This is a genomic window from Iodidimonas muriae, from assembly GCF_014647255.1.
Lineage (GTDB): Bacteria > Pseudomonadota > Alphaproteobacteria > Sphingomonadales > Rhodothalassiaceae > Iodidimonas > Iodidimonas muriae.
This window is the reverse complement of the sequence record NZ_BMOV01000001.1, coordinates 197,631-223,958: the sequence shown is the minus strand read 5'-3', so window position 1 is coordinate 223,958 and position 26,328 is coordinate 197,631. Positions and strand designations below refer to the sequence as shown.

At 53.0% G+C, this 26,328-nt stretch carries 22 protein-coding genes; 5 read left to right on the top strand and 17 right to left on the bottom strand.

Translation table 11 applies throughout. From position 1 onward, the window contains the following. Positions 1–13 precede the first annotated feature (13 nt). Complete coding sequence (locus tag IEX96_RS00975; RefSeq protein ID WP_188873331.1) at positions 14–1,489, top strand: oligosaccharide flippase family protein; 1,476 nt, start codon at positions 14–16, stop codon at positions 1,487–1,489. A gap of 25 nt (positions 1,490–1,514) precedes the next feature. Here the strand turns inward: IEX96_RS00975 and IEX96_RS00970 are convergent, their stop codons facing one another. From IEX96_RS00970 to IEX96_RS00950, 5 genes are all read right to left on the bottom strand, one after another. Beyond that, on the bottom strand, positions 1,515–2,189 hold the full coding sequence (locus tag IEX96_RS00970) for a sulfotransferase family 2 domain-containing protein (RefSeq protein WP_188873330.1): 675 nt from the start codon (positions 2,187–2,189) through the stop codon (positions 1,515–1,517). Between the two features lie 10 nt (positions 2,190–2,199). Continuing rightward, entirely contained in the window at positions 2,200–3,099 is a 900-nt protein-coding gene (locus IEX96_RS00965) for a hypothetical protein (RefSeq protein WP_150004688.1), read from the bottom strand. Between the two features lie 107 nt (positions 3,100–3,206). After that, entirely contained in the window at positions 3,207–4,184 is a 978-nt protein-coding gene (locus tag IEX96_RS00960; RefSeq protein ID WP_150004687.1) for a sulfotransferase family protein, read from the bottom strand. 83 nt (positions 4,185–4,267) lie between these two features. Continuing rightward, complete coding sequence (locus tag IEX96_RS00955) at positions 4,268–5,131, bottom strand: sulfotransferase (protein ID WP_150004686.1); 864 nt, start codon at positions 5,129–5,131, stop codon at positions 4,268–4,270. Continuing rightward, the gene (locus tag IEX96_RS00950) at positions 5,128–5,691 is read right to left on the bottom strand and encodes a C-type lectin domain-containing protein (protein ID WP_150004685.1); all 564 of its coding nucleotides are present in this window, start codon (positions 5,689–5,691) and stop codon (positions 5,128–5,130) included. The genes IEX96_RS00955 and IEX96_RS00950 overlap by 4 nt, the downstream gene beginning before the upstream one ends. A 566-nt stretch (positions 5,692–6,257) precedes the next feature. Here IEX96_RS00950 and IEX96_RS00945 point away from each other — a divergent pair. Next, positions 6,258–7,610: a putative O-glycosylation ligase, exosortase A system-associated gene (locus IEX96_RS00945; protein ID WP_150004684.1), complete on the top strand. Its 1,353-nt coding sequence runs from the start codon at positions 6,258–6,260 to the stop codon at positions 7,608–7,610. 9 nt (positions 7,611–7,619) lie between these two features. On the opposite strand, the gene IEX96_RS00940 is transcribed toward IEX96_RS00945, so the two are convergent. Continuing rightward, positions 7,620–8,786, bottom strand: a complete 1,167-nt coding sequence (locus tag IEX96_RS00940; RefSeq protein ID WP_150004683.1) for a glycosyltransferase family 4 protein — start codon at positions 8,784–8,786, stop codon at positions 7,620–7,622. 194 nt (positions 8,787–8,980) lie between these two features. Between IEX96_RS00940 and IEX96_RS00935 the strand changes: the two genes are divergently transcribed. Beyond that, positions 8,981–10,231 carry a TIGR03016 family PEP-CTERM system-associated outer membrane protein gene (locus IEX96_RS00935; RefSeq protein WP_229773440.1) on the top strand — a complete coding sequence of 417 codons (1,251 nt, stop codon included), beginning with the start codon at positions 8,981–8,983 and terminating at the stop codon, positions 10,229–10,231. Positions 10,232–10,408: 177 nt separating this feature from the next. Then, on the top strand, positions 10,409–11,056 hold the full coding sequence (locus IEX96_RS00930; RefSeq protein WP_150004681.1) for an outer membrane beta-barrel protein: 648 nt from the start codon (positions 10,409–10,411) through the stop codon (positions 11,054–11,056). A 20-nt stretch (positions 11,057–11,076) separates the two neighbouring features. Here the strand turns inward: IEX96_RS00930 and IEX96_RS00925 are convergent, their stop codons facing one another. The 11 genes from IEX96_RS00925 to IEX96_RS00875 all read right to left on the bottom strand — a co-directional run bounded on the left by IEX96_RS00925 (position 11,077) and on the right by IEX96_RS00875 (position 25,073). Then, the gene (locus IEX96_RS00925) at positions 11,077–12,270 is read right to left on the bottom strand and encodes a glycosyltransferase family 4 protein (protein ID WP_150004680.1); all 1,194 of its coding nucleotides are present in this window, start codon (positions 12,268–12,270) and stop codon (positions 11,077–11,079) included. Beyond that, on the bottom strand, positions 12,271–13,428 hold the full coding sequence (locus IEX96_RS00920; protein ID WP_150004679.1) for a glycosyltransferase family 4 protein: 1,158 nt from the start codon (positions 13,426–13,428) through the stop codon (positions 12,271–12,273). Next, positions 13,415–14,788: a TIGR03013 family XrtA/PEP-CTERM system glycosyltransferase gene (locus tag IEX96_RS00915; protein ID WP_150004678.1), complete on the bottom strand. Its 1,374-nt coding sequence runs from the start codon at positions 14,786–14,788 to the stop codon at positions 13,415–13,417. The genes IEX96_RS00920 and IEX96_RS00915 overlap by 14 nt, the downstream gene beginning before the upstream one ends. A gap of 154 nt (positions 14,789–14,942) precedes the next feature. Beyond that, positions 14,943–16,868: an XrtA/PEP-CTERM system amidotransferase gene (locus tag IEX96_RS00910; RefSeq protein ID WP_150004677.1), complete on the bottom strand. Its 1,926-nt coding sequence runs from the start codon at positions 16,866–16,868 to the stop codon at positions 14,943–14,945. A 15-nt stretch (positions 16,869–16,883) separates the two neighbouring features. Continuing rightward, entirely contained in the window at positions 16,884–18,458 is a 1,575-nt protein-coding gene (gene xrtA / locus IEX96_RS00905; RefSeq protein WP_150004676.1) for an exosortase A, read from the bottom strand. A 14-nt stretch (positions 18,459–18,472) separates the two neighbouring features. Next, complete coding sequence (locus tag IEX96_RS00900; protein ID WP_188873327.1) at positions 18,473–19,525, bottom strand: FemAB family XrtA/PEP-CTERM system-associated protein; 1,053 nt, start codon at positions 19,523–19,525, stop codon at positions 18,473–18,475. Further along, positions 19,526–20,353 carry an XrtA system polysaccharide deacetylase gene (locus IEX96_RS00895; protein WP_150004814.1) on the bottom strand — a complete coding sequence of 276 codons (828 nt, stop codon included), beginning with the start codon at positions 20,351–20,353 and terminating at the stop codon, positions 19,526–19,528. It abuts the gene before it with no gap. Between the two features lie 71 nt (positions 20,354–20,424). Continuing rightward, entirely contained in the window at positions 20,425–21,558 is a 1,134-nt protein-coding gene (locus IEX96_RS00890; RefSeq protein ID WP_150004675.1) for an ExeA family protein, read from the bottom strand. A 96-nt stretch (positions 21,559–21,654) separates the two neighbouring features. Then, positions 21,655–22,599: an XrtA-associated tyrosine autokinase gene (locus IEX96_RS00885; RefSeq protein WP_150004674.1), complete on the bottom strand. Its 945-nt coding sequence runs from the start codon at positions 22,597–22,599 to the stop codon at positions 21,655–21,657. 52 nt (positions 22,600–22,651) lie between these two features. Next, a complete protein-coding gene (locus IEX96_RS00880; protein ID WP_150004673.1) occupies positions 22,652–24,337 on the bottom strand; it encodes an XrtA system polysaccharide chain length determinant in 1,686 nt (561 codons plus the stop codon). A gap of 127 nt (positions 24,338–24,464) precedes the next feature. Further along, positions 24,465–25,073, bottom strand: a complete 609-nt coding sequence (locus IEX96_RS00875) for an XrtA/PEP-CTERM system exopolysaccharide export protein (protein WP_150004672.1) — start codon at positions 25,071–25,073, stop codon at positions 24,465–24,467. Between the two features lie 403 nt (positions 25,074–25,476). Between IEX96_RS00875 and IEX96_RS00870 the strand changes: the two genes are divergently transcribed. Beyond that, positions 25,477–26,280: a PEP-CTERM/exosortase system-associated acyltransferase gene (locus tag IEX96_RS00870; RefSeq protein WP_150004671.1), complete on the top strand. Its 804-nt coding sequence runs from the start codon at positions 25,477–25,479 to the stop codon at positions 26,278–26,280. The last annotated feature ends 48 nt before the right edge of the window (positions 26,281–26,328 follow it).

Genomic DNA, 26,328 nt, shown 5'->3' with positions numbered 1-26,328 from the left:
TCAAAGCATCTCCATGTCACAGCCCACACCGTCCGTGCCGTCTTTAAAACGCTCCCTTGCCTATGTGTTCGGGGGCCGCTTCATGCGTGCACTGATCCAAATTGCCAGCGCTGCAATCATTGCCCGGCTTCTTACCCCTGAAGAAATGGGCGTTTTTGCCGTTGCATCCGCCTCTATCGCCATCAGCACGGCCTTGGCGGAATTTGGTATCCATCCCTATCTGGTGCAGGTAGATGCGCTTTCCAAAGCCATTGTGGGGCGGGCCTTCGGATTGATGGGCCTGATCAATTGGAGCCTTGCATTCCTTCTTTTCTTTGGGCGCGGCGTCATTGCCCAATTTTACGGCAATCCGGAGATTGAAAATGTCATCGCCGTTTTGTCGCTCAATTTTCTCTTCAACCCCTTTGTCACCATCGGCCTTGCCCTTTTGATGCGCGAGCTACGCTACGGAAAGCTCACCATTATCAATATCATGGCGGGCGGCGCGGGATCGGCCATATCGGTTTTGCTTGCCTTACAGGATTTTGGCCCCATCTCCCTGGCCTTTGGCTCCGTTATTATGAAACTGGTGCTGATTATCGGCATTTTCCGGCTCAAGCCGATGTATCTCAGCTTTCGGCCCCGCTTTCATGGCCTAAAAGAAATTATTGGATTCGGCTCTTGGGCTGTGGGGGCGAGCCTTGTGCAAAGCGCAGGCAATCAATCCCCCGAATTGATCATCGGACGTGGGCTCGGTCTGGAAGCGGCGGGCCTGTTTGATCGCGGCATGACCGTAACCCGGCTGGTCAATCAGCAGATCGCCGGAAGTCTCAGCACCGTACTCACGCCATTTTTTGCACAGGAACGGCGTGACAAGCAGGATTTGAAAGCACGCTTTTTAATTCGCCTGCAAACCACAGCCGGGGTGATTTGGCCCCTGATGTTGATCATGGCAGGCAGTTCCTATTCGCTGATCCTGTTCCTATTCGGCCCACAATGGACCCAAGCGGCGCCGGTTGCGGGTATTTTGGCTATCAGCGCCACCTTACATATGCCCTTCGGCATTGGCCGCCAGCTTTTGCTCTCCCATGGCAAGGTCAAACAGATTTTCCTGATCGAAACCTCGATGCAACTCGCCAAGGTGGCCTTGATCGTGCTGGCCGCACGCCATGGCCTGCCTTATATCGCCGCCGCCCTGATGGGCCCGGCCATCATTTTCATCATTTTAGCCAATTATCAGGTGTCCCGCGTTCTCTCCCTTCATGCAAGCGATTGGTGGGCAGCCCTAAAACCAAGCCTGTTGGTTACATTCGGGGTTGGCCTAACCATGGGGGCGGTGGTTTATGGGCTTGGCTATGCGCCAAAGGGCCTGCCAATTCTCAATCTGGCGATATATGGCAGCGCCGGCCTTGTAGGGTGGTTGATCAGCCTATGGCTTGTGCGCCATCCCATGCGCCTTGAAATAACAAGGATCTTCAAAAAAATAATAAAAAGAAATAAATCGCAGTAGAGCAACAAACAATCATCAAGGCTATTTAATAATCATAGCCAAGTTCGTTGATATCATACCAATAATATTTCTCCACGAGTTGTCGGGATCTCTTATTATAATATTTTCTATAATCCGCGTTTCCTTGGCTGTTCTTTTTCGGCAATTCTTTTTGTGGAATACCGATATGTTCACAGATCTTGAGATAATCCTCTTCAAAATTTTCGATCCGTCCCACGAAATCCAGCAATAGCGCACCGTTTTCATCGGTGATGTCAGGCCAAATTGGGGCTGTATGGGTGGCCACATGCCGCTCTTTGCCAATCTTCTCCCAAAATTCCGGCAATCGTTCCAAGAAATGGTCGAACCGATAATGCGATATCACCTGACGCGGCCATGTAAAGGTCCAGTTGCGGGTCAGATAGCGCCAAGATGAAACCGCGCGCCCATAGGGATTGCGCACAATGGCAAATTTGAAGCGATTGGAGAATTCCTGCTCGGGATAAAGGAATTTTTTGGCAAACAGCAAACGCTTGAATTCATAATCCCCCAAAGGCACCCGGTAATTGTTCAGATTATCGTTCCAACAATCCCGCGGCAGGGCAATGAACGGCGTGGGCGCGCCAAAGCGGTCCACCTGCTTATAGGAACTGCCCAAAGCATCCCGCAGGCTGGTTCCCCCGGCTTTACGGATATGTAGCCATATATAAGGCTTGCTCATGCCAGTCCTTTTACGCGGACAAGGTGGCAACGGCACGGCGGGCACAAGCGGCATAGCGCCCCCCATAGAAACGCCAGGTGCCCAGAAAATGCACCAAGGCCGCTTTGGTCACGTCGGTATCCTCGCGGTGATTGGTATATTTCGGCATTTTCAAAATCAAGGGATTAGGGGAATTGGCCACAAGGCTGTTCACCGTTACCTGTTCAGAACCCCATTTGCGCCATTCATCCCGATCAATATGCTGTTCGATCTTTTGGCAGAAGGCTTCCACATCCGCCCATTCGTACAGCCCTTTTTGATAACCCGCAAAACCCGAACAGCCGCGCACATAGCGGAAATTATCGGCATCGGGGAATTTCACAAAAGACCGTTCGGCCTGAATCTGGATATGATCGGATGTGAACCCGCTGGCATGTTCCAAAGCCTGCTCTGGCGTCCAAATTTCTTCACAATCAAACGAGCCCAGAACAAAGGACCGATTTTTCGCCACGCACGCCTTGATTTCCGGCAATTCATCCAAGGCCACAACATCGGAATCCAGCTTGATCACATAGCGATTTTTCGAGGCATCAATGGCGCACCGTAATCCGCGCCATGCAATATAATCGGGACATGCCCCCGTATCCACGGTGGCGGCATCCCGGATCTCTGGATTGCCGAGATGTTGTTTGAGCAAAGCCTTGTCGCTATCGGTCAGCGACCCATCATTGACGATAAGAATATCCCCGCCGCCGATGCGCGGATAAAAGGATTTCATCGCCACCAGATACATGATCACATCGTCATGGCACAAATTGGACATGATCAGGATCGGCGCGTCCTTGTGTGTGATGGGGGGCACGTCCAAAATATGCCGCGCCTGACGTGCAAATCTGCGTTTTTTGAGCGATTTGCGGAGTTTATAAAACATCTCGTCCCTGTCCCTGTCTTCAAGCCTTAAAGGCTGTGATATGTCCCGATTGTTGATATGAGATCAGCTTGGCCCGAGGAAAACTCAGAGCTGCGGCACCTGTGCCTTTATGAACGGGGTTTACACCAATGTGACAGATCTCTGCCCAAAAGCGCTCCCAGTTTTTCCACTTCCAAAGCCAAATCTGCGGCCAATTGATTATGCACATGATCTGGCATCGGCGGACGTGGTTGGAACTGCGTGTTGAACCGCTTAATTCTGTCCTTTACCGCCACCCGCCATTCGCGCTTGGGCAATAACAAGCGGCTGAAAGCAGACACCCAATCTGGTGTGTAGCGTAAGAAATTGGTGATTTTTGCACTGCGCGCCCGCTTATTTGCATTTTCAACCTGGAAATTTGGGTGAAATTCTGGGTCCACACCCAAAAAATTCAAAATGCCGCGATAAGTTCCGGCCAAATCCGCGCGCACATCTTCATAGAAAACAATGTGGATTTGTTCACGGGGAAAATGCTCAAAAAACCGTTCAATCTGTTCGGAAAAAGCCACCACATCCCGATAATGCAGCACCCTCTCCCGATAATCCGCGCGCGCTTCATTAAAATTGGCCTTACGCTCATTTTCCAACGCCAAGGCTGTTTCCAAATCCGTTTCCTGCTCGAACGCTTCATACACAATCTGTGAATGATGCGAAGCAATCACCTCAATGGGGTCCCGCAGCATGATGAGAATTTTTGCATCCGGTTGATAGGCACGAATAGCTGCAGCCGCCGTTTTGGACAAAAGATAAAAGACCGAGCTTTCCCCGACAACAGGCTCATCACTTACATCTTTAAAAAAACCAAAATAGCGCTCCGCAGGACACTCCATAGCCCCGTGATACAGATCCTTGGCGAAATGGTGCGGTTCCTTGGCTGGCGACATGAAAATCTGTGGATGCTGCGCCAAATATGTATCCATCGCCGTGGTGGCGCATTTGGGCGCCCCCACAATAAAGAAATTCGGCACAGCCCGCCCCTGCACCAAACATCCTGTGATGACAGGCTTTGCCCCTGATACATCCCCCTGTTTCTCGATTACCGTCATAACCCCTTCGCCCTGCCCCACAAATGCTACCCAATATAAGCCCTATACGGCTTCATATTCCCGCCGCACGCCCTCTAAAAAGCTCATGTCGAAAAGATAATGCCCGTTAATTTGGAAAATGCTTCTGTATCTTCCCGCAAATAATCTGCCACAACCTCTTTCTCGTCGTCTTTCATTTTTGGAAGAGATCGGGTCAAAGCACCCCGCGCGCCATCGATAAAAGAAGATGGCAAAAGCCGACGCGCCATATGGGTCATGCGCTTCATGCCCTGTTTAGCCCCGGGAAGGCGCATAAGCCGCTGCATCCCCGGCGAATATTGATAGCTGACATTGCGGCGCTCGGAATTGATCGATGCCGACCGGTCCACCGCCAAGCCCGCATGGCTCCATGCCCGTTGCACGGCCTCTTGCGGATTGGTCGTCACATCACTGGACGACAGGATCAAGAAACGATCCATATCGAAATACTGTAGATAACATTGAAGCTGAAAATGATAGCGGCTGATATCCAGATAGAAGGAATTTTCCGCAATCGCTTTTAAAAATGGGCGTGTTTCCTCCCCCGCGCGGACGCTATGCCAATAGCCCGCATAGGTGCGCGCAACAGGATCGCGGACAATATAAATAAAGCGCGCATTGGGGCTGGCTTTATAAATACGCTCTGGCACACCAAATCGCGGATTATCCTGTCTTTGCTCATCGGGATTGATGGGGGCACTGGAATAGCTTGTCGACGCATCCAGCAGAACTGCATCTTCAGCTTTGGTGAATTTGTTTTTATACCAATCCAGCCCGGCATTGCGATTTACAGTATAATAATCGGGCTCCTTCGGATTTGAAACGACCACAGATGAATGTTGCCCCACAGCCTGCGCAAAAAAAGTGGTCGCGCTTTTTTGTGCGCTGATAATAAACAATCGGGGCGGAAACCCGGTATTTTGCATCATTTTATATTATTCTTCGCTGTATCTTCAGATTGCGGGGCCGGATATTCGACCAAATAATGCATCATCACCTTTCGAAATCCCACAGCCCGCCACCGCATGGTATCGCCAACGATATACACGCCCATCCATGGCAAATCTGCAGGATGGCCGCAACGCACCTCATCGCGATAATACCAGGGATTGTCCCAGATCGAAAAAGCATTGAACGGGTGCACCTCACTATTCGACCAACTCAACTGGCGAAACCGGCACCAATAACGCAAACCGATCCACGTATTGCCCCCATATCCCACACCATTAAGGGGAAAGTTTTCATTCAGCCATGCGCTTAGCTCTGGCGTATCAATAACCGCAAGGCGGCCTTTTCGCCCCTTGAAAGACAGGCGCTGGGCTTTGGCATTGGCAGTTTCCCAATTTATTCCATTTTTCAAGCCCACATCTCTGGCAAGCTGATAGTAGCTGCCGGTTGCTTCATTGAAAATCGGTTCAGAGCTCCATGTAGGGTCACCTTTCCGGATGGACTCTTCAAGAGATTGCCGCCAATCCGTTTCCGAAGCCATGGAAGATTGCGCCCACAAAACGCCCGATGCCCCCCATAAGCACATGCTTAGGCAGAGAGTAAAAATCGTACGTTTAGCCATGATCATCGTTCAAACCCATGTTCAACATTTAAAGCATGGTATATGTGATAGGAACGGAATTCAAACAATCAGCGCCTTATCAAGAATTTTACATCTTTGGCGGGGTGGCACGCATTTTTTAAGCCCTGCCCACTCTCGACAAGTTCCAAGGCCCGTGCAAAGATTTTTTTACAGTTCGCAATAGCGATTGGAGCCGATAAAGCCATGATTGATCAGCTTTCTATTCTTTTGGGAGTTTTTGGGATTCTGTATATCGTTTTTTGGTTAGTTAAAAATGATGGGGTCAAATCAATCCAAGACCAGAAGGGCTTCATTAAAATGCGCTCAAAGCCCAAAGAAAATCCTTTGAAGGCGGCCACGAAAAACACACGAAAACGGCCATATGCAGCACGGCGATAAGCCCCGTCATATAAGCTATAAAGCAACCCGGAACACGTAACAAAAGCACCTGCGTCGCCGTAGAAAAGACAAGTCAAGGACACTGCATGACACTTTCATCCCTTTTTCTTCTTGTCTGTGTTCTCATCTTGGTGCCATTGATTTTCATCTCCCCCGTGGTCGGCCTTTATTCCTATCACTGGATCTCCCTTCTTAATCCGCACCGACTTGTTTATGGGGCGGCCTACACCTTCCCTTTCGCTATGGTGCTGGCCGGACTGACCATTGGTTCATGGCTGATTTCGGCAGAGCAAAAAAAGATCACCCTCACCCCTCCTGTCATTATTCTGTTGATTTTTGCCCTGTGGGTCACCTTCACCAGTTTTTTTGCGCAAGTTCCTGAAAGCGTCTGGACCTATTGGGGACGGGCGGAAAAAACCTTTCTCATGACCTTTATCACTGTCATCCTGGTGACATCGCGTGAGCGCATTCACGCTTTGGTTTGGGTTCTCGTTCTCTCCGTCGGCGTTTTGGGTATTCGCAGCGGGATTCCCACTATTCTTACGGCGGGCAGCCATCATGCCTATGGCCCCCCGCAAAGTTTCATTACCGATAACAACGCCTTGGCGCTTGTTTTGGTGATGACGCTGCCGATGATTCGCTATCTTTATCTTGAGACCCAGAACAAATGGATTCGCTATGGGCTTCTGGGGGTTTTTACCTTGGCGATTTTTGCCATCATCGGCACCACATCGCGGGGTGGTTTTTTGGGACTGGTGGCGGTTGGAACAGCCCTTGTCTGGAAATCACGCCAACGCACGACCATTTTCTTTCTGGTCATCGTTTTTGGAGCCGCTCTGGCAGTTTTTGTCCCCCAAAAATGGGTGGACAGGATGGAAACCATCGAAAATTACGAAGAAGACGCCTCGGCTATGGGGCGTCTCAATGCATGGACGTTCGGCTACCGATTGGCTAGGGAAAATCCTCTGACCGGTGGTGGCTTTCGCCCTTATCTCGATAGCGACCTCTATATGCGCCTTGTTCCCAATGCGTCACGTCCGCGATCTTTACACAGCATTTACTTTGAAGTCTTGGCGGATCATGGCTTTATCGGCCTCGGGATATTCCTTACGCTTCTCTTGGCCACATGGAAGGCTTTTGCAAGGGTCCGCCGACTGACCAAAGAAAAATCGGATCTGATGTGGGCCAATAATCTGGCCTCTATGGGACAAGCCTCGCTGATGGGATATATGGCGGCGGGGGCCTTTCAAAATCTGGCCTATTTCGACCATATTTATACGGTCATCGCGATTTCGGCCGTCCTCCTTGCCTATCTTCAGAAACAAGAGGCTGAAGAACCCGCGCACCAAGAATTCCACGAAAGCGATAAGGAAAAGCGCTTCACCCGCCGCCCATCCATTGCGGGGCGCAGAGCAAAACCATCAAGCCAGTCCTCATGAAAAAGCCGGTCACACACCATTTTTTGGTGCCTGACGGATCAAGCGATCCGCAAGGCTCGTGACCTTTCTGGCATTGCCGTCCCATGTGAAATCGCGCTTTTCGATCAGATCATGGGCCGCCTGCCCCAAAGCACGGCGTTTGACGGTGTCTCGTGCCAAAACAGCAATGGCATCGCTTAGCGCTTTATCGTCCTTCGGATCGATCAGCAGGGCTGTTTCACCATCTGTAACCAATTCACGGATATTGGACCGATCCGGCGCGATCAATGCACATCCTGCCGCCAAATATTCAAACAGTTTCAAAGGCGAAGCATAATCGGTCACATCGGGTTGCAAGGCCACATCGATCGCCCCCAAAAGAGCGGGGATCTCTTCATGCGGGCGAGCACCGGTAAAGGTCAATTGCGCGGCAATGCCAAGATCTTGCGCTGTTTGGCGCAAAGCTTCGCTGGCCGGGCCTTCCCCCACAATAAGCAGATGCAGATCGGGGTCGGCCAAATGTGCAAAAGCATGAAGCACCCGATCCAGCCCATGCCATTCCCGAACATAGCCCACAAAGCCAAACACGGTTTTACCGTCCAAGCCCAGCTTGGTGCGCAGCGTGCCATTTCGAATATCACGATAAAGCTCGGGCCGCACGCCATTGGGGATCACATGGATGCGGTCCTCAGCCACACCTTCCCGGCGCACATAATCCGCCAGAGCATCGCTCACCGGCAACACCGCATCCGCCCCTCGCCAGACCTTGCGTTCCATCGCACGGGCCAGCCCCTGAAGCTGCAAATTCCCTAAAAGGGCCCGCTCATGGCACAAAGGCGCATTCACCTCGATGAGATAGGGTATGCCAAGCCGGCGTTTCAGCCACAGGCCCGCCAGCAAAAACGAATTATAACGTTCATAAATAAAATCCGGAGAAACCGCATGGGCCTCCCGCTTCAAAGGCGGATACGCTTTGAAATTGTAACCCGCCTCCAGCACTTCGCCCAAAACGGCAGGAAAGTGCGCCCGCAAATCCCCCAATCGTCCGGTCAGCGTTTGTTTGCCATCGGATTTTGCGGCTTGCGGCCCCACCATATGAACCTGATGGCCTTGGCGATCAAAGGCACCGACCAACTCCTTCACATGCACCTGCATGCCGTCGGCGGCCAGAATTCGATGATGATATAAAATTCGCATGTTGGACCGCGCGCTATTTCAGGGTAGGAATTTATCTTTAGGGATCAGTGGAATTAAGGGCAAGAACTCGTTACCTTTTTCTAAGGGCGGGCTGCTAGGGGAACTTAAAGACCATGTATCGTCAATTTGAAACGCACGTCCGTCAAAGGACGGGAGATCAGCAAAAGCACGACAAGAAGGCGTGGCAAAGACCATTGTCGGCCAAGGCCGCGCATTATACCGCGCTTTATGGCTCCACGGCTTTGGCCTTCGGCCTGTTGGCACTTTTCCCTCAAAAGGCAGCCTTTGCGGAAGATACGTCTTTCACCATCCCGTTTGTTCTTCAATCATCAAGCCCCGAAGTGGTCGGTTCCGGCCCGGCTGATACGGGATATATCTATGAAATCGGCCCCGAAGATGAATTGAGCATCATTATACGCGGTGATAGCGATATATCCGGCGATTTTCAGGTGCGTCCCGATGGCCGGATCGCCCTCCCCCTTTTGGGGGATATGGAGGCCGTTGGCCGCACAACGGATGATTTGGCCGCCCATCTGGAAGACGCCCTTGCCCGTTATTATACCGCCCCTGATGTAACCGTCACCGTGACACTGGCATCGGGCACCTATGACGACCGTATTCGCATCATCGGCAATGCCTTGCCGCCGCGTACAGTCCCTTATCGGTCGGATCTCACCGCTTTATCGGTTTTGACCACCATTGGCGGGGTACCGAAAACCGCCGCGGCCAATAAAGCGGCCATCATCCGCCGGGAAAATGGTCAGGAACGGCGCATTCCCTTGCGGTTGGGGGATATCCAATCCGGCAAAAATCTGGGAGCGGATACGCCTTTGAAGCCCGGCGATATTCTTTTTATCCCGGAAAGCTTTTTGGCTGGCGAGCGCAGTATCGAGCCTTCCATGACGGTGTCGCAAAGTTATAGCGACAATCTCAATCTGCGCCCCAGCGGATTTAAGGAAGACTCCTTCATCACCGAATTGGTGCCGGCCGTTCGCGTGGCTTATGATACGGCGCGTCTTCAGGCGGACCTAACGGCGCAATTACGCTTGCAATATCGCACGAATACCGATGACGAACTGACCATCGCCCCCGATATGTTGGGGGCAGCTTCAACCGAATTGGTTGAAGGATTGCTGTTCACCGATGCCGCCTTGTCTATTTCCCGCCAGCAAACGGATACCCGGCGGGGACAATCTGCAACTGTCAGCAATATCGCCAATACCGAAGTGGTCCAAAGCTATCGCCTTAGCCCTTATGTGACCAACCGGCTTGGGGATATTGCCACCATGGAAACCCGCTATCGCACCGGATTGGTGCTGATCGGAGCCAGTGACCCGGATCCGTTCAATCCCACCTTGCTAGCCGGACAAGAAGCGACAGACACTTGGGAAAATACCGGAATTGTGACCATTCGTTCGCAAAATCAGCGCCAAGCGCTGAATTAGGAACTGACCGGGAGCTATTCCTATTTCGACCAAAGCAACCAGACAGACCGCGAACGCACCAGCATCGTCGCTGAAGCAACCTATGATCTGAGCGAAAGTTTCACGCTGATCGCCCGTGGCGGCTACCAAAAATTCAATGGCGGCGGCTCGGGTCGGGAAGTTGACGACCCGCTTTATATGGGGGGCTTTCGCTGGACTCCTTCACCGCGCACCCGATTGGAAATCACCGGCGGTCAACGGGACGGCACAAAAACCGTCAATGGATCGTTCAACACCGCCATTGGGCAAACTTTTGAATTGAGCCTGTCTTATGACGAACGGGTGCAGCTCGATCAGGAACGTTTGCTGGACGCTCTCCCCACCACACCGGGGGACATTGACCCATTGCAACCGCCCGGTTTGCCTTTTTCCCTACGCAATACGGCCACCAAGACCGAATCCGCGTCGGCGCGTCTTTCCGGGCGCTTTGGAACGACCACGATCAGTATGAATGGCAGTTGGCAGCGTAATGAAATCGAGCTCGCAAGCGGGAACACCACCGATGAAAAAACACTCCGCGGCCAGATCAGCCTGACCCAACCCATCAACCGCGACCTGACCTTCAATGCCTCTGGCTCCATAACGGATCGGGATTTTTCGGCGGCGGCAATCAATAGTCAAGCCCGCGACGATACGGATTATCGCGGCAATGCATCGCTGACCTATACCGGATTTCAACGGCTTGCCCTGACCCTCAGCTATGGTATCTCGACGCGGGCTTCATCGTTGGATATTCAGGACTTTACTGAAAATTCCATCAGCCTGTCCGCAACCATGCGCTTTTAAAATCCAGCTTTGGGCCGCTATCAAGCCGATGTGCGGCCTTTTTTCGCCAAAATGCCGGTAAACAGATCCATCTGCCCACGGCTGGTTTCCTCCCAGGAAAACCCTTCCGCATAGCCGCGCACATGGGCAGCGGATGGCGGAGCTTTGAGAACATCCTCTATCGCTGCGGCCAGAGCCTCTGCCGTTCTTTGGGGAACGATGCGCCCGGCCACAGGGCTTTGCACCACTTCAGGCGACCCATTGACCGCCGTCGCCACAACCGGCGTCCCGCAGGCCATGCTTTCCAAAAGCACATTGGGCCACCCTTCCCGCGACGAGGCCAAAACGAACACATCCGCAGCGCTATAAATGGCCGAAAGCTGTGCATGGGGGATCAGCCCCAGAAAATGCACACGGTCGGCCACATTCAAATCTTTGGCAAGCTGTTTCAAAGCCGCTTCTTCCGGTCCTTTTCCTGCGATCAAAAGGCTCCCGCGCCCCATATGGGCCAGCGCCCTGATCACCAGATCATGGCTTTTGCGTTCGATCAAATGCCCCACAGAGGCCAGCACCGGGCCTTTTATGCCCAAAGAAGTCCGCAGCGACGAAGCCCTAGCTTCATCACGGGAGAACCCGATCAAATCCACACCATTGCGCAGAACCGTCACCCGATCGCGGTCGATACCAAGAGCCGCCAGATCATCAGCAAGCGCTGCACAAACCGTAATCAACCCGTCGGCCCGTTCAGCCGCCTTCCGGATCATGCGGCGAGGCAATTTGTATTTCGGGATCAAATTCAGATCCGTACCACGGCCCGTAATCGTAAAGGGAAGATCAAATTCCCGCGCCAACAAGGATGCCGCCACCCCGTCAGGATAAAAATAATGGGCGTCGAGCAAATCAAACCGATGTCCTTCGCTCAGCAATCGACGCACCACCCGCCGCGCTGAAAGATAAAGCGTATAGGGTGTAAGCAGCATGCCCATTTTCGGCACCACCATATATCGCGGATGATAGATGCTCAGGCCGTGCCTTTGCTCGAAACCAGGTACCCCCGCATAATCCGCATAGACCCCGAATTTTGGATGACGGGACGGAAACCACGGCACAGGTGCCACAATATGCGCATGATAACCGCTCATGGCCTGCAAATGGCGCAGCCGGTTTTCAACAAACACGCCATGATGGGGCTGGCGCGCATTGGGAAATAATGTGGAGAAAACGAGCAGGTTCATTCAACGGTCCAATGCATCTTGGTAAAGCGCCCCATAGGCGGCCACCATCTGCGGCAAATCATAATGCGTAACGGCCTGTTGGCGACACAATTCCCCCAGCTTTTGCCGCAAGGGCCAGTCCCGGGCCAAGTGCATCAATCCTTGCCGAAATCCCGATGCATCCTCTTGCGGATACACAAAAGAGCGGGCTTTTATGGGTACTATCCGTGCAATATCCCCCGCATCATAGGCAAGCACCGGCAAGCCCGCCGCCATGGCTTGCAACAGCGCATTGGGCATCTGCTCGGTTTGTGATGTCATGGCGAACAGATCGGCTTCAAACAGCATGGGTCGAATATCCGCCACATGGCCCTTGAACTGCACATGCCCGGCAATCCCTAATGCTTTGGCTTGATCTTCAAGGGCGGGCCGACATTGGCCTTCGCCCAAAAGTATGAGCTGCGCTTCGGGATTGGTTGGCAAAAACTGCGCAAAGGCCGTCAACAGCCGGTCAAGCCGCTTCTCGGGGCGCAAAGGGGCGACAGACACCACATTGAACCGGTTTATGTGATCTGCCTGTTTCCCGGGCCGCCTGAACCACGCCGTATCCACGCCATTGGGGATAAGCATCAAGCGCTTTGGGAGCACCCATTTTTCAAAAAGCGCAAGGCGATAAAGACTATGCGACGGCACCACCAGTTTATGCACCTTCGACAAGGCAAGGCGGCGCATCAAAGAGCGGCGTCGTAATGGTTTTTCCGCCTCTTCCGGCCCAAAACCGCTTTCAAAATGCAGATGTGGAAGAGCGGTGAAACGCCCGGCCAGCGCCCAATCCATCGCCCCCCAATTATAGGTGCACAGCAGATCCGGCGCGAGACGTCGTAAGAACCGGCGAAGAGCCAAAACAGACCCAAGGCCGGATTGCGCAAATTCAGGATCGACAAAGCCTGCTTCAACCATGTCGGACAGGTGCAAAGAGGCCGATTGATTGCCATCCAGTGCCAAAATCTGGTGCCGGTAAGCGCCGCCCAATTGCTCCATGATCTTGGCAATGCGCAGTTGCACACCGCCGGGGGCAAAGGTGGGGAAAACATGCAGAACCAGTGGTGCAAGACCAGAGGTATTTTTTACCCTTTTGTCCCGTCCGGAAACCGCCATGCCTTCCTTAACGCGCCCCATCGGACCAGATCACCACACGCAGGGTTTGCAACACGATGGACAGATCAAAAACCAGACTGAAATATTTGATATAGAACAGGTCATATTGCAGCTTTTGCCGCGCGTCTTCCGTTGAAGCCCCATAGGGATAATTCAGCTGCGCCCAACCGGTAATCCCTGGCCGCACGCTATGGCGCTCTTGATAAAAGGGGATGTCATCGGTGAGCATCTTCACAAACATCGGCCGTTCAGGGCGCGGCCCCACAAAGCTCATATCGCCTTTCAAGACATTGAGAACCTGCGGAATCTCATCAATGCGGGATTTGCGAATCCAGCCACCGATCCGGGTCACGCGCGGATCGGATTTCTGGGCCCACTGCGCCTCACCATCTTTTTCCGCATCATCCCGCATGGAACGGAATTTGATCAATATGAACGGCTTGCCGCCCAGCCCCACCCGTTCTTGCCGATAAAAGGCGCCGCCGGGGCTTTCCAAACGAATGGCAATGGCGGTGATGATCAACAAGGGCATGGTGAAAATCAACAAGGCGAGACTAAGCAGAATATCGAAAATTCGTTTCAGAATCCGATGGAAAGGGCTGGACCGAAACCCACCACTTTGGAAAAACCAACTGGGCTTCAAGGCATCCAGATCGATCCGTTCCTGAACCCGCTCACAAAAGGTTTGATATTCGGTCACATTAATGCCGCTCAGGCGGGAATTGATCAAAGCCGTCAAGGGCAGTTGTCCCCGGCGTTCTTCCATCGCCACCACGATTTCATCCACATCCTGACTTTTTGCATAGGCGGCCAGATCGTCCGGCATATCAACGATCTGGTCCTGATCCACCCGCGGCGATAGTTTTTCAAGCGCCACAAAGCCAATGGTTGAAAACCGGTTGGACCGCCCTTCCTGCTCCAGTTTTTGAATCCGCGCGGCCTGCCCGCCGGTACCCAAAACCAGCACCCGTGTTTTAAGCTGCGATAATTTTGTCAGGCGCACAAAGGCCAGGCGCAAAAGCAAAACGCTGGGAAACGCCATGGCCAGCGCAAGAAGCAGGATATCAGGCGGAAGGCGCAAATAGCCGATCATATAAACCATGATCGCATAGGCCGCATATCCAATGGCAAAAGCCGCCAATACGCGCACCATCAGATCCGCATAGCCGGTTGAAATGTGCCAAGTAAACAGACCAACCGCCAACATCATCAGTTCAATAAGGATACAAACGGACGCCACACTTATCGCCGTGCGGGGCATGCTGTCCAAGAGTGACTGATTGTCCAGCGCCCAAAAGCTCACAGCAAAACACATTGCCATCACCATACATTCGATGATCGCCAATGCATAAAATGGTCGTGCGTTGTTAGATAAAGCCATGATCCCCCGAATACACCCCTGTCAGCTTTTGAACAAATATATGCCACATGGCGTGTTAATATTTAACGCAATTCTTTGCGTAAATGCTTTTTCGTAAAAATATCTTAATTTTGATCTTTTCCAGACAACCGGCAAAATACAAAAGACACTTCCCTTAAACAGCAACTTTCTGAGTTTCCTTTGCTTTTTTCCCATGAACACGATCCAGAAATCCCGCAAACATCATCAACGCCCATAAAGGCTGGCTGTGATCGCGGACGCCGGACATATGGCTTTCCACCAGCTGGTGAAGGCAGGCCTGATTAAAAAAGCCACTTTCAAACAATGCGCCGCCCAACACCGCTTCACGCACCCGCGCTTTCAAAGGGCCGCGAAACCAACGGGCCAGCGGCACCGCAAAGCCCATTTTGGGCCGATACAGCACATCATTGGGCAGCATTGGCTCCAAGGATTTCTTGAAGATGTATTTGCCTTCACGGTTTCTCAGCTTCAGCGATGGCGCAACAGAGCCGGACCATTCCACAAACTGATGATCCAGCAAGGGCACCCGCACTTCCAAGGAATGGGCCATGCTGGCCCGATCCACTTTTGTCAGGATATCGCCGGGCAAATAGGTTTTCATATCCACATATTGCGCCCGCGATAAATGATGGTCGGTGGGGGCTTTTTCCATATGGTGCTGGATCAGCTCCACCGCCCGATAGCCTTGCAGATCGCGTTTAAAAGCCTCGGAATACAGGGATTCCCGCACATCATTGGACAGAATGGAAACGCTGTGGAAATACCCTTCCGCCGACGATCGGGCCAAGGCCTGAAGGGTGGATTTGGCGCGCAATGGGCGGGGGGCCCAATCCATCTTGGGATAAATCCCGCCGGCAAGGCCAAAAAGAGGCCCGCGCAAAGCTTGCGGCAAAACTCTGCGGACGCGCTCTTCATAATCATGCCAGCGATAGCGCCGATAGCCCGCGAACACTTCATCACCGCCATCCCCCGACAAAGCCACAGTCACATGCCGCCGCGCTTCCTCGCACACACGATAGGTGGGAAGCGCCGAACTATCGGCAAAAGGTTCGTCGTAAATCTGCGGCAAGTGCATCAGAAGATCGAAATCTTCCGGGTCTACCAAGCGTTCATGATGTGTCGTTTTGAACTGCTTGGCTACTTTTCGCGCATATAGGGACTCATCATAATCCTTGTCGCCAAACGAAATAGAGCATGTATTCACCGGGTCCGGCTGCGCTTTGGCCATCATCGCCACCACCGCGCTGGAATCGACACCGCCGGACAAGAACGCCCCCAAAGGCACCTCTGACACAAGGCGAATACGCACCGCCTCTTCCAGATTGGCGCGCAAAGCGTCCGCCTGCTCGCCTTCCGGAATCCCGTCATTTCGGTCGAACCGCATATCCCAATAAGCATGGGGGCTGGCCGGTGCCTTTCCACGCTGTTGCACCAGAATATGGGCCGGTGCCAGTTTCTGTACCGATTTATAAATGGACCGCGGATCAGGCACATAACCTAATGCAAAGAAATCCTCCACCGAGCGCGGGTCCAGTTCACGCCCCAAGCCGGGATAGGGCAGCAAGGATTTCAACTCGGACCCGAAAATCAAGAACCCATCATCTGTAAAGGCATAATAAAGCGGTTTGATGCCTAGCCGGTCACGGGCCAGAAACAGCGTTTGGCGGTTTTTATCATAAAGGGCAAAAGCAAACATGCCGCGGAAATGTTCCACGCAAGACGGGCCCCATTCTTCCCAGGCATGAACGATCACTTCCGTATCGCTGCGGGTCTGAAAATGATGTCCTTTTTCTGAAAGCGTCCGGGCAAGTGCGGCGAAATTATAAATCTCGCCATTATAAACAACGCATATGGTTTCATCTTCATTGAACATGGGCTGATGCCCGCCAGCCAGATCAATAATCGACAGGCGGCGATGGCCAAGCCCGACCCCCGGTTCAACATAAAATCCGTCATCATCGGGCCCACGATGGCCGATGGCATCATTCATCTCCCGCAGCATCGCGCGGTCAACGGAGCGTCGATCCCCAAGATCGAAAATACCTGTAAGTCCGCACATACTGCTTTGCCTTGCCTATTGTATATCTGTTGTCACAAAAGGAGCGAATCCACCTGCGTTCAGGCTTTCATGAAGCCCCGCCGCATTTAGAAAATCACCAACGATCGCAACATCTTCCGGCGTTTCCACCAGCATGGATACCGCAACGATCATGCCTTCGGCACGTCCGCCCGACAGCTTTGCCGCAAGGCTTGCCACCTTTACATCCGCCTGCCGCGCCGTCACATCATCGGACAGCACATACCAATACCAGACATAACGGCGCCCCCCAGTGCCTTCGGGGACAATCAGATAACTGGCGGGCACCAGCCCATAGCCAAAGACATCCTCTTTTGTGATCCCGGATTTTATCGCTTCCAGATCTTTGCTGCCGGTGAGGTTGTTGCGACCGGCGATCAGTTCCTTGCCGGGGGCTTCATCCCCATAATAGGCCGCGAACAAAGACACCCTATGATCGCCATTGGAATACAGCCATGTGGCCTGACCATCGGCCCCGACAAAGCTACCCTGCCATTGCCCCGGACCAGCGCGGCCCAGCAACTGCCAGTCGCCCGATGCTGCGGGGGCATGTAGGGTTACCGGAGAAATGGCATCGCCCCGCATCATATCGAACGCATAAAGCCGCAGCCCAAGGCTGATGAAAAGGGCTGCCATAAAGACCCCCAGAATATATCCCATAGAGGCCGATCGGGCGGCCCCTTCTTCCCGGGGCAATGGCTGTGCCGGACCCTGAGGGAGCGGATCGCGCATCATCCACGCAATGCCGAATAAAAGCAGCATCACAAACGATAGGAACACAAAGCCATAAACAAGGTGATCCACCCCCACAGCCAATTCAAAGTTGCTTAAATGGGCGATCATCACAATGCCATAAGCACGCACCACATTGGCCAGTATCGGCACCAGAACAGACAGCAGCATATAAAAAGACCGCTTGGCCCAGCTTTGGAACATGGTGCCTGAAATCAAGACTCCCAATGCCAGACTGGCGATCAAAAACCGTACGCCGGCACAGGCTTCCGCCACAAGGAATGTGCCGCCGGGGATCACAATGATCCAATTTTCATGAAACACCGGCACGCCGCTCCACCGCAAAAGCGCTGTGGAATAATCCGCCGTCAATTGCTGCAAGGGCTGGATGGCAAAATCGCCAAAAGGAACCATGAAAAACAGATAGCCAAGGGGAAACATCAAAACACGGGCGACAGAAACCCCCATGATGGCCAGCACGGCCCCCTGTATGAACCCGACCACCGCCAAATGCTGCAAAACATTGGCGGCCATCAATTCCCCTACCAGCCATAAAAGGCCCGCACCGAAAATCCAGCCCACCCCGAAAAGAGACGGGCGCACAGGAAGCTGCGCCAATAAGTGCCGCTTGTCCCACGCCAGATATATCGCCACCGGAGCGATCAAAAAGCCATGGCCATAGGTGGCGGAATTCATCCACACAGTGACCATAGACCAGACAGCCTTATGGAAAATCAGCCCCATCATCACAAGCAAAACAGCCGTCACGCCCCATCCACGGCGCAGCGCATCTTTTGATGATTGGGCAAGTGCTTGCTTTTCTATCGGCATGTCACGCATCAGCTTCGCCCCCTTCAGCCCAATGATCTTGACAAAAATGGGCCCATCTTATTGGCAAGCCACAAAGGCATTTTCTGCCATGCCTTGATGGCAAGGCGATATTTTGGATTGAGCGGATTGTTTTCAGGGACCGATTTGGCGGCAATCAAACGATATTCATAATGCAATGGCTCTGGCTCGAAGCCCCAATATTTCTTGAAATTATAAGATCCGGTGCCGCATTTGCTGCGGCCGAAATCAAAGATCCGGTCGCCACGTGCCGCCGCCCGGCGCATCACCTCCCAATACATGAAATCATTACCGGCAACGGCCCGTGCGGCCATTGATCCACCACCATAATAAGGCAGGACAACGCCATTATAACGAAAGGACATCACACCCGCGACGGTTTCCGCCGCCGATTTGATCAGCAATAATTCGCACTGATCGCCGAACACCTCTTTCAGCACCCGAAAATACATTTGGGAAAACACCGGCGTACCCAGATTATGCACACTTTGCGCATAAATCCCGTGAAGGGCATCCGGATCGGCGGTTTCTTCTCCCGCCAAACCGAGTTTGATGCCTTTGCGCACCATAGCGCGCTGCTTTCTGGGAATAGCCTTCAGATTGTCGTCGTCTTTGGCCGAGATTTCTTTTTGAAACGTGACATAAAGATCCGAGCACCGCTCCCAATGATGATCATCATCATGCAAAGGAGCGCGCAGGCGATATTCCAAATGCCCCACCCCCAGTTTTTGCGCCAAAGTGGTGGCGGCATCATCAAGGGCAGCCAAGGCAGCCGGGTCCGTAACCAAAGGCCCGCCCACAACACAAAAGGCGGTAGAAACCAGGCTGCTTCCAAACAGGCGGCTCTTGAGATGCACCAAAGGCAAAACCCCAAGAATGACGCCATCGCGTTCAGCAATCAGAAAATGCGTCTCATGCCCGAAGGCACGGTGCATCACCGTTCGCCAGCCAGACAAGTGAAAGAAGGTGCCATCGGAATGGCTCCGCACAAAGCGATCCCATTGATCGTGACGATCATCGGTCAGGGTGGATAATTTGATCGCCTGCATTCCGTGCATTCACTGCTCCTGCCGCGTCAAAAAAATCTCGTCCATCCGCCGCCAAGGCCCTGTGCTTAACAGCCGATCCAATCGGGGATACATCTTTGAAAGATTGGTATAATGGCGGAACCGGGTTTTCATCCCTATGCCATCCATATGCGGCTGGCTTGGGTCCACCTCCCATGGGTGAAAATAGAAAATGCAGGGCATCCGGTCGCGACGGTTCACACGCCGCATCATCCAACGGGACAGGCCATAAGGCAAAAGCCGGAAATAGCCGCCGCCCCCACAAGGCAATCGTTTACCGGCAATTTCTATGGTGCTGATGGGTATTTCCAGAAAATCGCTCCCTTCAAGGGGGTGATACGCCCCGCGCTCCGCATCGGGAATGCCATAATGATCATGCTTGATGGGATAAATGCTGGAGCTATAGGCATAGCCTTCTTCCGCAAGCACCCGATGCGCCCAATCGGTTTGCTTGGTCATGGAAAAGCTGGCGGCACGATAGCCGCGCACGGCCACGCCTGCGGCATCTTCCAACAAGGCTTTGGCTTTGCGGATATCGGCGCGAAATTCGTTTTGGCTTTGCGATGACACACGCATATGCTGCATACCGTGGCTGGCAACTTCATGGCCGCGTTCGGCAATGGCGCGCACCAAGGCAGGATACCGTTTTGCCACCCAGCCCAAGGTGAAAAATGTGGCGGTGGCTCCGTGGCGATCGAACAAATCCAGAATCCGGTGGGTGTTTTGCTCCACCCGACACGCAAATCCATCCCAGTCATCGCGCGACACCACAGGCTCCATAGCGGACACCTGAAAATAATCCTCCACATCCACGCTCATGGCGTTGAGGATCGGCGAGCCGGCAGACAAGCGATCTTGATGGCCTGCTTCATAGTGCCCGGTTCGATTGGTCATGCAGCACCTCGCTTGCCTGATTCACTTTCAAGGCGGGCTTGAAGACGCGCAATATGCGCTTTATGGGCATCCAGTTCACGGCGCAACCGGGCCATGGTATCAAGCAATGGCTTGGGGTTCGGCATCACCACCTCCATAGGCGGGTGCGGCACTGCTTGCGGCATTTCCGGCACAATTTCGGGAGCGGCTTGCGGGTTTTGATCCGCCCGAGGCGTCACCTGCTTTGCAGCATTTTCATCGGTGATGCGATGGGCATCATTGAGGTCCAGCGGCTCATCGATACCGTCATCGGTGTCTATGGGGGCCGGTGAATCGATCAAATTCTCCGCCCGCATTTCCGCCGTTACCCGGTCCACCACCGTGCCGTCAATTTCCGGACATTCTTCCAAAAAGCCATAAAGCAACAGCCGGTCACACAAACGGTTGATTTTTCGCGGAACCCCGCCCGTTTCCCTATGAATGCGCTGATAAGCGCCTTTGGTAAACGGCCCCGCCACACTACGCCCGGCTTGATGCAAGCGATGTTCGATATAAACAGGCACTTCCGCAGCCGTTAGCGAGGACAAATGATAAGAGGCAATCACCCGTTGGCGGATCTGTTCACAGGCAGGACTGGCCAAACGGGCACGAAATTCCGGCTGCCCCACCAGCAATTGCTGCACCAATGGGCGCTCGCGGTTCTGGAAGTTCGATAGCATGCGCAGTTCTTCCAAGGCGCCCGCCGACAAATTCTGCACCTCGTCTACAATAAGCAAAACCGATTTCCCGGCCTGTGCAATACGTAGAAAATAGCTGTTGAGATCACGTAAATAAGCCGCCTTGGTGGCCCCGCTTTTGCGTAATTCCAATTCGCTGGCAATCAATTCCAGCAAATTTTCCGCTTCCAGTTGGGTGGTGCTAATTCTCGCCACCACAATATTTTTCAGGTCCCCATGGCTTAGCAAATATTCGATCAAGGTGGTTTTACCCGCCCCCACATCGCCCGTGACGATCACGAACCCTTCTAATTTGCTCAATCCATAGGTGATGGTGGCCAGCGCCCGCTTGTGAACGCTGCTGTCGAAAAAGAAATTGACGTCCGGCGTAATCTGGAACGGTGGTCGATCAAAGCCGTAATATTCAAGATACATAAATACCCTCACAGCCCATCAGATGATCGTTCCCGGCCCCAAGCCACCAAATTTGGCGCCCCCAATTGCGCACATATTCCCAAGGCCATGCGCCCCCTATCGCTTCTCGGTCGCAGGGTGATCGTCCTCCACATCCCGATAGCCGCGATAGCCATAATAGGGATAATGTTTGTCCCCAAGGCCCGGCGTGCTTTTGTTCAAAACAAGCCCCAGCTTGCAGGTTGACGGCACCAGTTCTACAGCCTTTTCAATGGCTTCTTTCTGTGTGGAATCGGCTTCCACCACAAAAACGGCCTGCCCCATCAATTCTGCCAGAACCGCAGGTTCCGAACAGGACAAAAGCGGCGGCGTATCGAAAATAATCAGCCGGTCAGGATAGCGGTCCGCCATTTCCTGAGCGATTTGCTGCATTCTTTGGCTCGCCAAAAGCTCTGTGGACATATCATCGCGGCTGCCCGGACCAATCACCGACAATCGGTCGATATTGGTGCGCATGATGATCTCGCTCATATCCAGATCCGGATTTTTGAGAAGATCCATCAGCCCCGGTCCGCGTCCCAATCCCAATCGGTCAAAAATGACAGGGCGCTCGAAATCCGCATCCACCAGCAAGACATGGAAATCCACCTCGCAAGCAAGGCTGATGGCCAGATTAAGCGATACGAAGCTTTTGCCTTCACCGGGAAAAGCGCTCGACACCATGATCAGATTGGCCCGGTCCACCTCTTGAAACCAGAAGGTTTGCACCACGGTGCGCTTGATCAAGCGCATTTCTTCCGCCAGTTGCGACCGCATGGATTTCGGCGTCAGATAGCCGTGCGCCGCCAGCGCATCCAGATCGATATGCACATGCTGACTGCTTTCGCTTCCCTCTGTGGAAGAAAACACTGCAGCTCCATCCGGCTTTTTCCGGTGGGCATGGGAACCAGACCCGGAAGCCGGCCCTGTCCCTTTGCGATCCTTATAAAGACGCTCCGCCGCACGCTCGATCAAGGATGCGCCTTCAAGTCCTTTGCCTCTTCGCCCTTCGTCATCTCGCATGCATTGTCTCACAAGACTGTTTCACTGAATATGGTCCCTGAACGTGCAACCGTCAGGCTCTATTTATGACACGATCGAAAAGGGTAATCGGGCGATCGCCAAACAAGATCGGGAATTTGAACCGTTCCAGAAGCAAGACAAGTCCTCCGCCAATAAAGACAAGGAAACACAGCAAATAGGCCAAGCCCCTGCTTCTGGGCAGGCCAAAGCGGCTTTCGATGAAGACCAGAATCATGAACACCAGCAGCAACGCTGCAATACCGCCCAGCAAACGGATTTTATCCATCCGTTTATTGCGCTCATCATTCAATCCGCCAACAACGGTGAGAGCGCCGATCACCGGAATGTCGAAATCACGACGCAAATGATCGACCGATCCATAGGTTACCCGCGCCATCGCCAGCACCCAAGCAACCCCCGCGCCAGCAATCACACTGCCGACAAGAACCACGGCCAGAAACAAACCCCGAGGCGGGCCATCCGGCAATAAGGGGATCGACGCCGCTTCGATGATCCGGAAATTCACCCGGCTTCCGGCCTGTTCACGATCCGCAGAAATCCGCGCGGATTCACGGCGGGACAACAGGGTTTCATAATTTTTGCGGATCACATCATAATCGCGGGTCAGGCGCTTCAATTGCGCTTCCACTTCAGGCACCTGGAACACCCGCTCCTCAAGGGCAGCCACTCTATCGTCCGCCCGATGCAATTGCTCTTTCAATGTCTCGGCATTGGAGCGTTCGCGGATAAGTTCCAGCCGCAAATCAGAATAGACCGGATTGGGAACGGCTGGCTCCCCGGGGCCTGCCTGCGCGGGCCCTGCGCTGCCAAAAGCCGATGACATGGCTTCATATTCTTTCCGCAAATTGGCAAGCTGCCGGTTCAAGGTCACCACATCGGGATGCTGATCGGTATAACGCGCCCGCATCGCTTCCAAAGAAGCCTGCACGTCAATGATCCGCGCTTCGATATTGCTTGGCGGCCCCGATCCCCCCGCACTGTGGGAAATCAATTGCGGCGTTTCGGCCAATTCACGCTCCAGCAATTTCTGCCGTGCCAGCGTATCTTCCAAAGCGCCCTTTATACTGGCGCGCGCGGCTTTTGCTTCGGCAAGGCTTGTTTGCAATCCTGTTTGCCCGGGCAAAAACGCGGCATTGTCTTGCTGGAACCGGGCCAGATCACGTTCTGCCGTATCGAGCTTTCGTTCATAATCGGAAATCTGGCGTTGCAAAAAATCCTGGGCATTATCCATATCGGCCCGGTTTTGCCCCAGATTGTTTTCCACGAACAATGTTGTCAAAGCCTGCACCACATCCCTTGCCCGATTGGGGGACGGGTCCACAAAGCTGATATTGAAGAGATTGTCGCGCTCCGACCTTAAAGCAATACGCGATTGCAGACGCTCGACCAGCGCTTCCATCTGGGAGGGCGTATCCGCCTCGATATCCATATCCGTCATCCGCGCCAATTGCTCCATATTCGGGCGACTGAGCAATGTACGACGCATGATTTCTACTTGCCGGTTCACATCGTCTTCCACCGCAACGCCAGCCAGCAAAGGACGCAAGACCGTTCCCGTATCCACATAAATGCGCGCGGAAGACCGATATTGATTGGGCAGCGAGGCAACACCCATCCAGCCAAGAGCCGCCACCATGGTGCTGATGGAAAAAATCAGCCAGCGCCGACGCCATAACGCCCCACCATAAAATAAGATTTGCTGATAAAGGTCCGTCATCTCGTTACTCACTTCCCATCATATGGAAAATCCGGCGCGCCATAGCCGAAAATACCTGCACCGAAAACACCTGCCGCCTTGCTCATCTGCCAATGCCCGGATGTTTTGCCATTGCAGCGACCTCGCCTCAAAGAAACGTCTCCGGAATGATAATGATATCGCCCGGCAGGACCATCGTATTCGCCTCGATATCGCCGCCTTTCAACAGGCTGTCCAAACGCACACGATATTCTTTCTGTTCGCCATCGACCCAACGCACCAATGTGGCCCTGTTGCCCGCCGCAAATTCCGACAGGCCGCCAACGGCAATCATCACATCCAGCAATGTCATATTGGCGCGATAAGGAATGGCCGACGGGTTCGTCGCCGCGCCCACGACCCGCACCTGCTGTTCAAATGTCCCGACAAAGCCGGTCACCATCACCGTAACCAGTGGGTCTTGCACAAATACGCTGAGCGCTTCTTCGATATCGCGGGCCAATTCGGTTGGCGTTTTACCGGCCGCTTCCAGATCATCGATCAAAGGCAATGTGATACGACCATCGGGCCGCACCTGCGCACTGCTTGCCAGATCTTCATTGCGCCAAACGAAGATACTAAGCGAATCGCCGGCACCAATCCGATAAAGCGGCGACTCCAAACCGGAAGACTGCAATCCGACAGACGGCAAAGTATTTTTTGCCGCACAGGCCGAAAGAACAGCCACCATCATCAGCGCACATATCGTTTTAGCCATATCTAATATTTCCTGTCCAAACCCATATCGCATTACCACGCCCTCCACACACCTATCACAGGGGCGTGATATTTTCCATCATGCTTATGATCTTATAAAGCCTAACTGTTTGCGCTATGTGTCATTTTGAGAAAATCTCATTTTGATACAAATCTTCAACCTGAAATTCATAAAACTCCGTTAAAAAAGAATATTCAATTAATTTGATAGATATTGAAAAATTATGTAAAAAATTTCTGTCGGTCACACAAAAATGCCAAATTTATTAAGCACTAGTAAAATCCACTTGCAGTTCGTCATAGTCTTTTAGGAAGAATTAAGGACCGTACGATAGGGTTCAATGAAAGAATAAGAGTCGTGAACTCTCATTCATCCTTATCGGTCAATAGAAAATGGCAGTCCGATGATTACTCAGGAAGCACAACTGGCGAATGCGTCACAGCAAAAAACAGTGACGGAATTCAACTTGACTGAGCTATATTACAAATGGTTCGACGTGGTGCGGTGCGATACACCCCACCTGATAAAACGGTCACAAAAGCTGCGATATCAGGTTTATTGTATCGAAACGGGATTCGAAAGTTCTCAAAACAATCCGGGTGGCCTTGAGAAGGATCCTTCCGACGAGCACGCATTCCACAGTTTGTTGCTTCACCGTCCCTCCTCCATCGTTGCCGGAACGGTCCGCCTGATCATCCCCAATCGAGAGAGGAACTGCTCCGGGCTTCCCTCACTTGAGGTTTCCGAAGCACTCAGGACAATGCCCGCCTCGATTCTTCCCCCTGAAACCACCGCAGAAATCTCCCGGTTTTCCGTCTCGAAAGATTTTCGAAAACGCCTTGGTGATGGGCTTTATCCATCCAATATCAAAAAGAATTCTCCGGAATTTCTCGGCCGCCGCGCCCTGCCAAGCATCACATTGGGGCTGATGCGCGCCATTGTGGAAATGACCCGCGATGCAGGAATGACCCATGTAACAGCAGTGGTAGAGCCAGCCTTGATCCGTTTGTTGCAGCGGCTTGGTATCCGGTTCGAGCGCACCGGCGAACGTGTGACCTATCATGGCACCCGCTATCCTGTTTATCGGAATATGTCGGACCTTCTTGAAGAAATTTATGAGCATCGCCCTGAAATCTGGCACGCAATTACGGATAGTGGCCGGATCTGGCCCCGGGCCAATCCGGAGAAACGCATCCTGAGTGCATAATGGGGCCGTGTCTTATGGCCACCCACCCACCCATCCAGACACAAATGC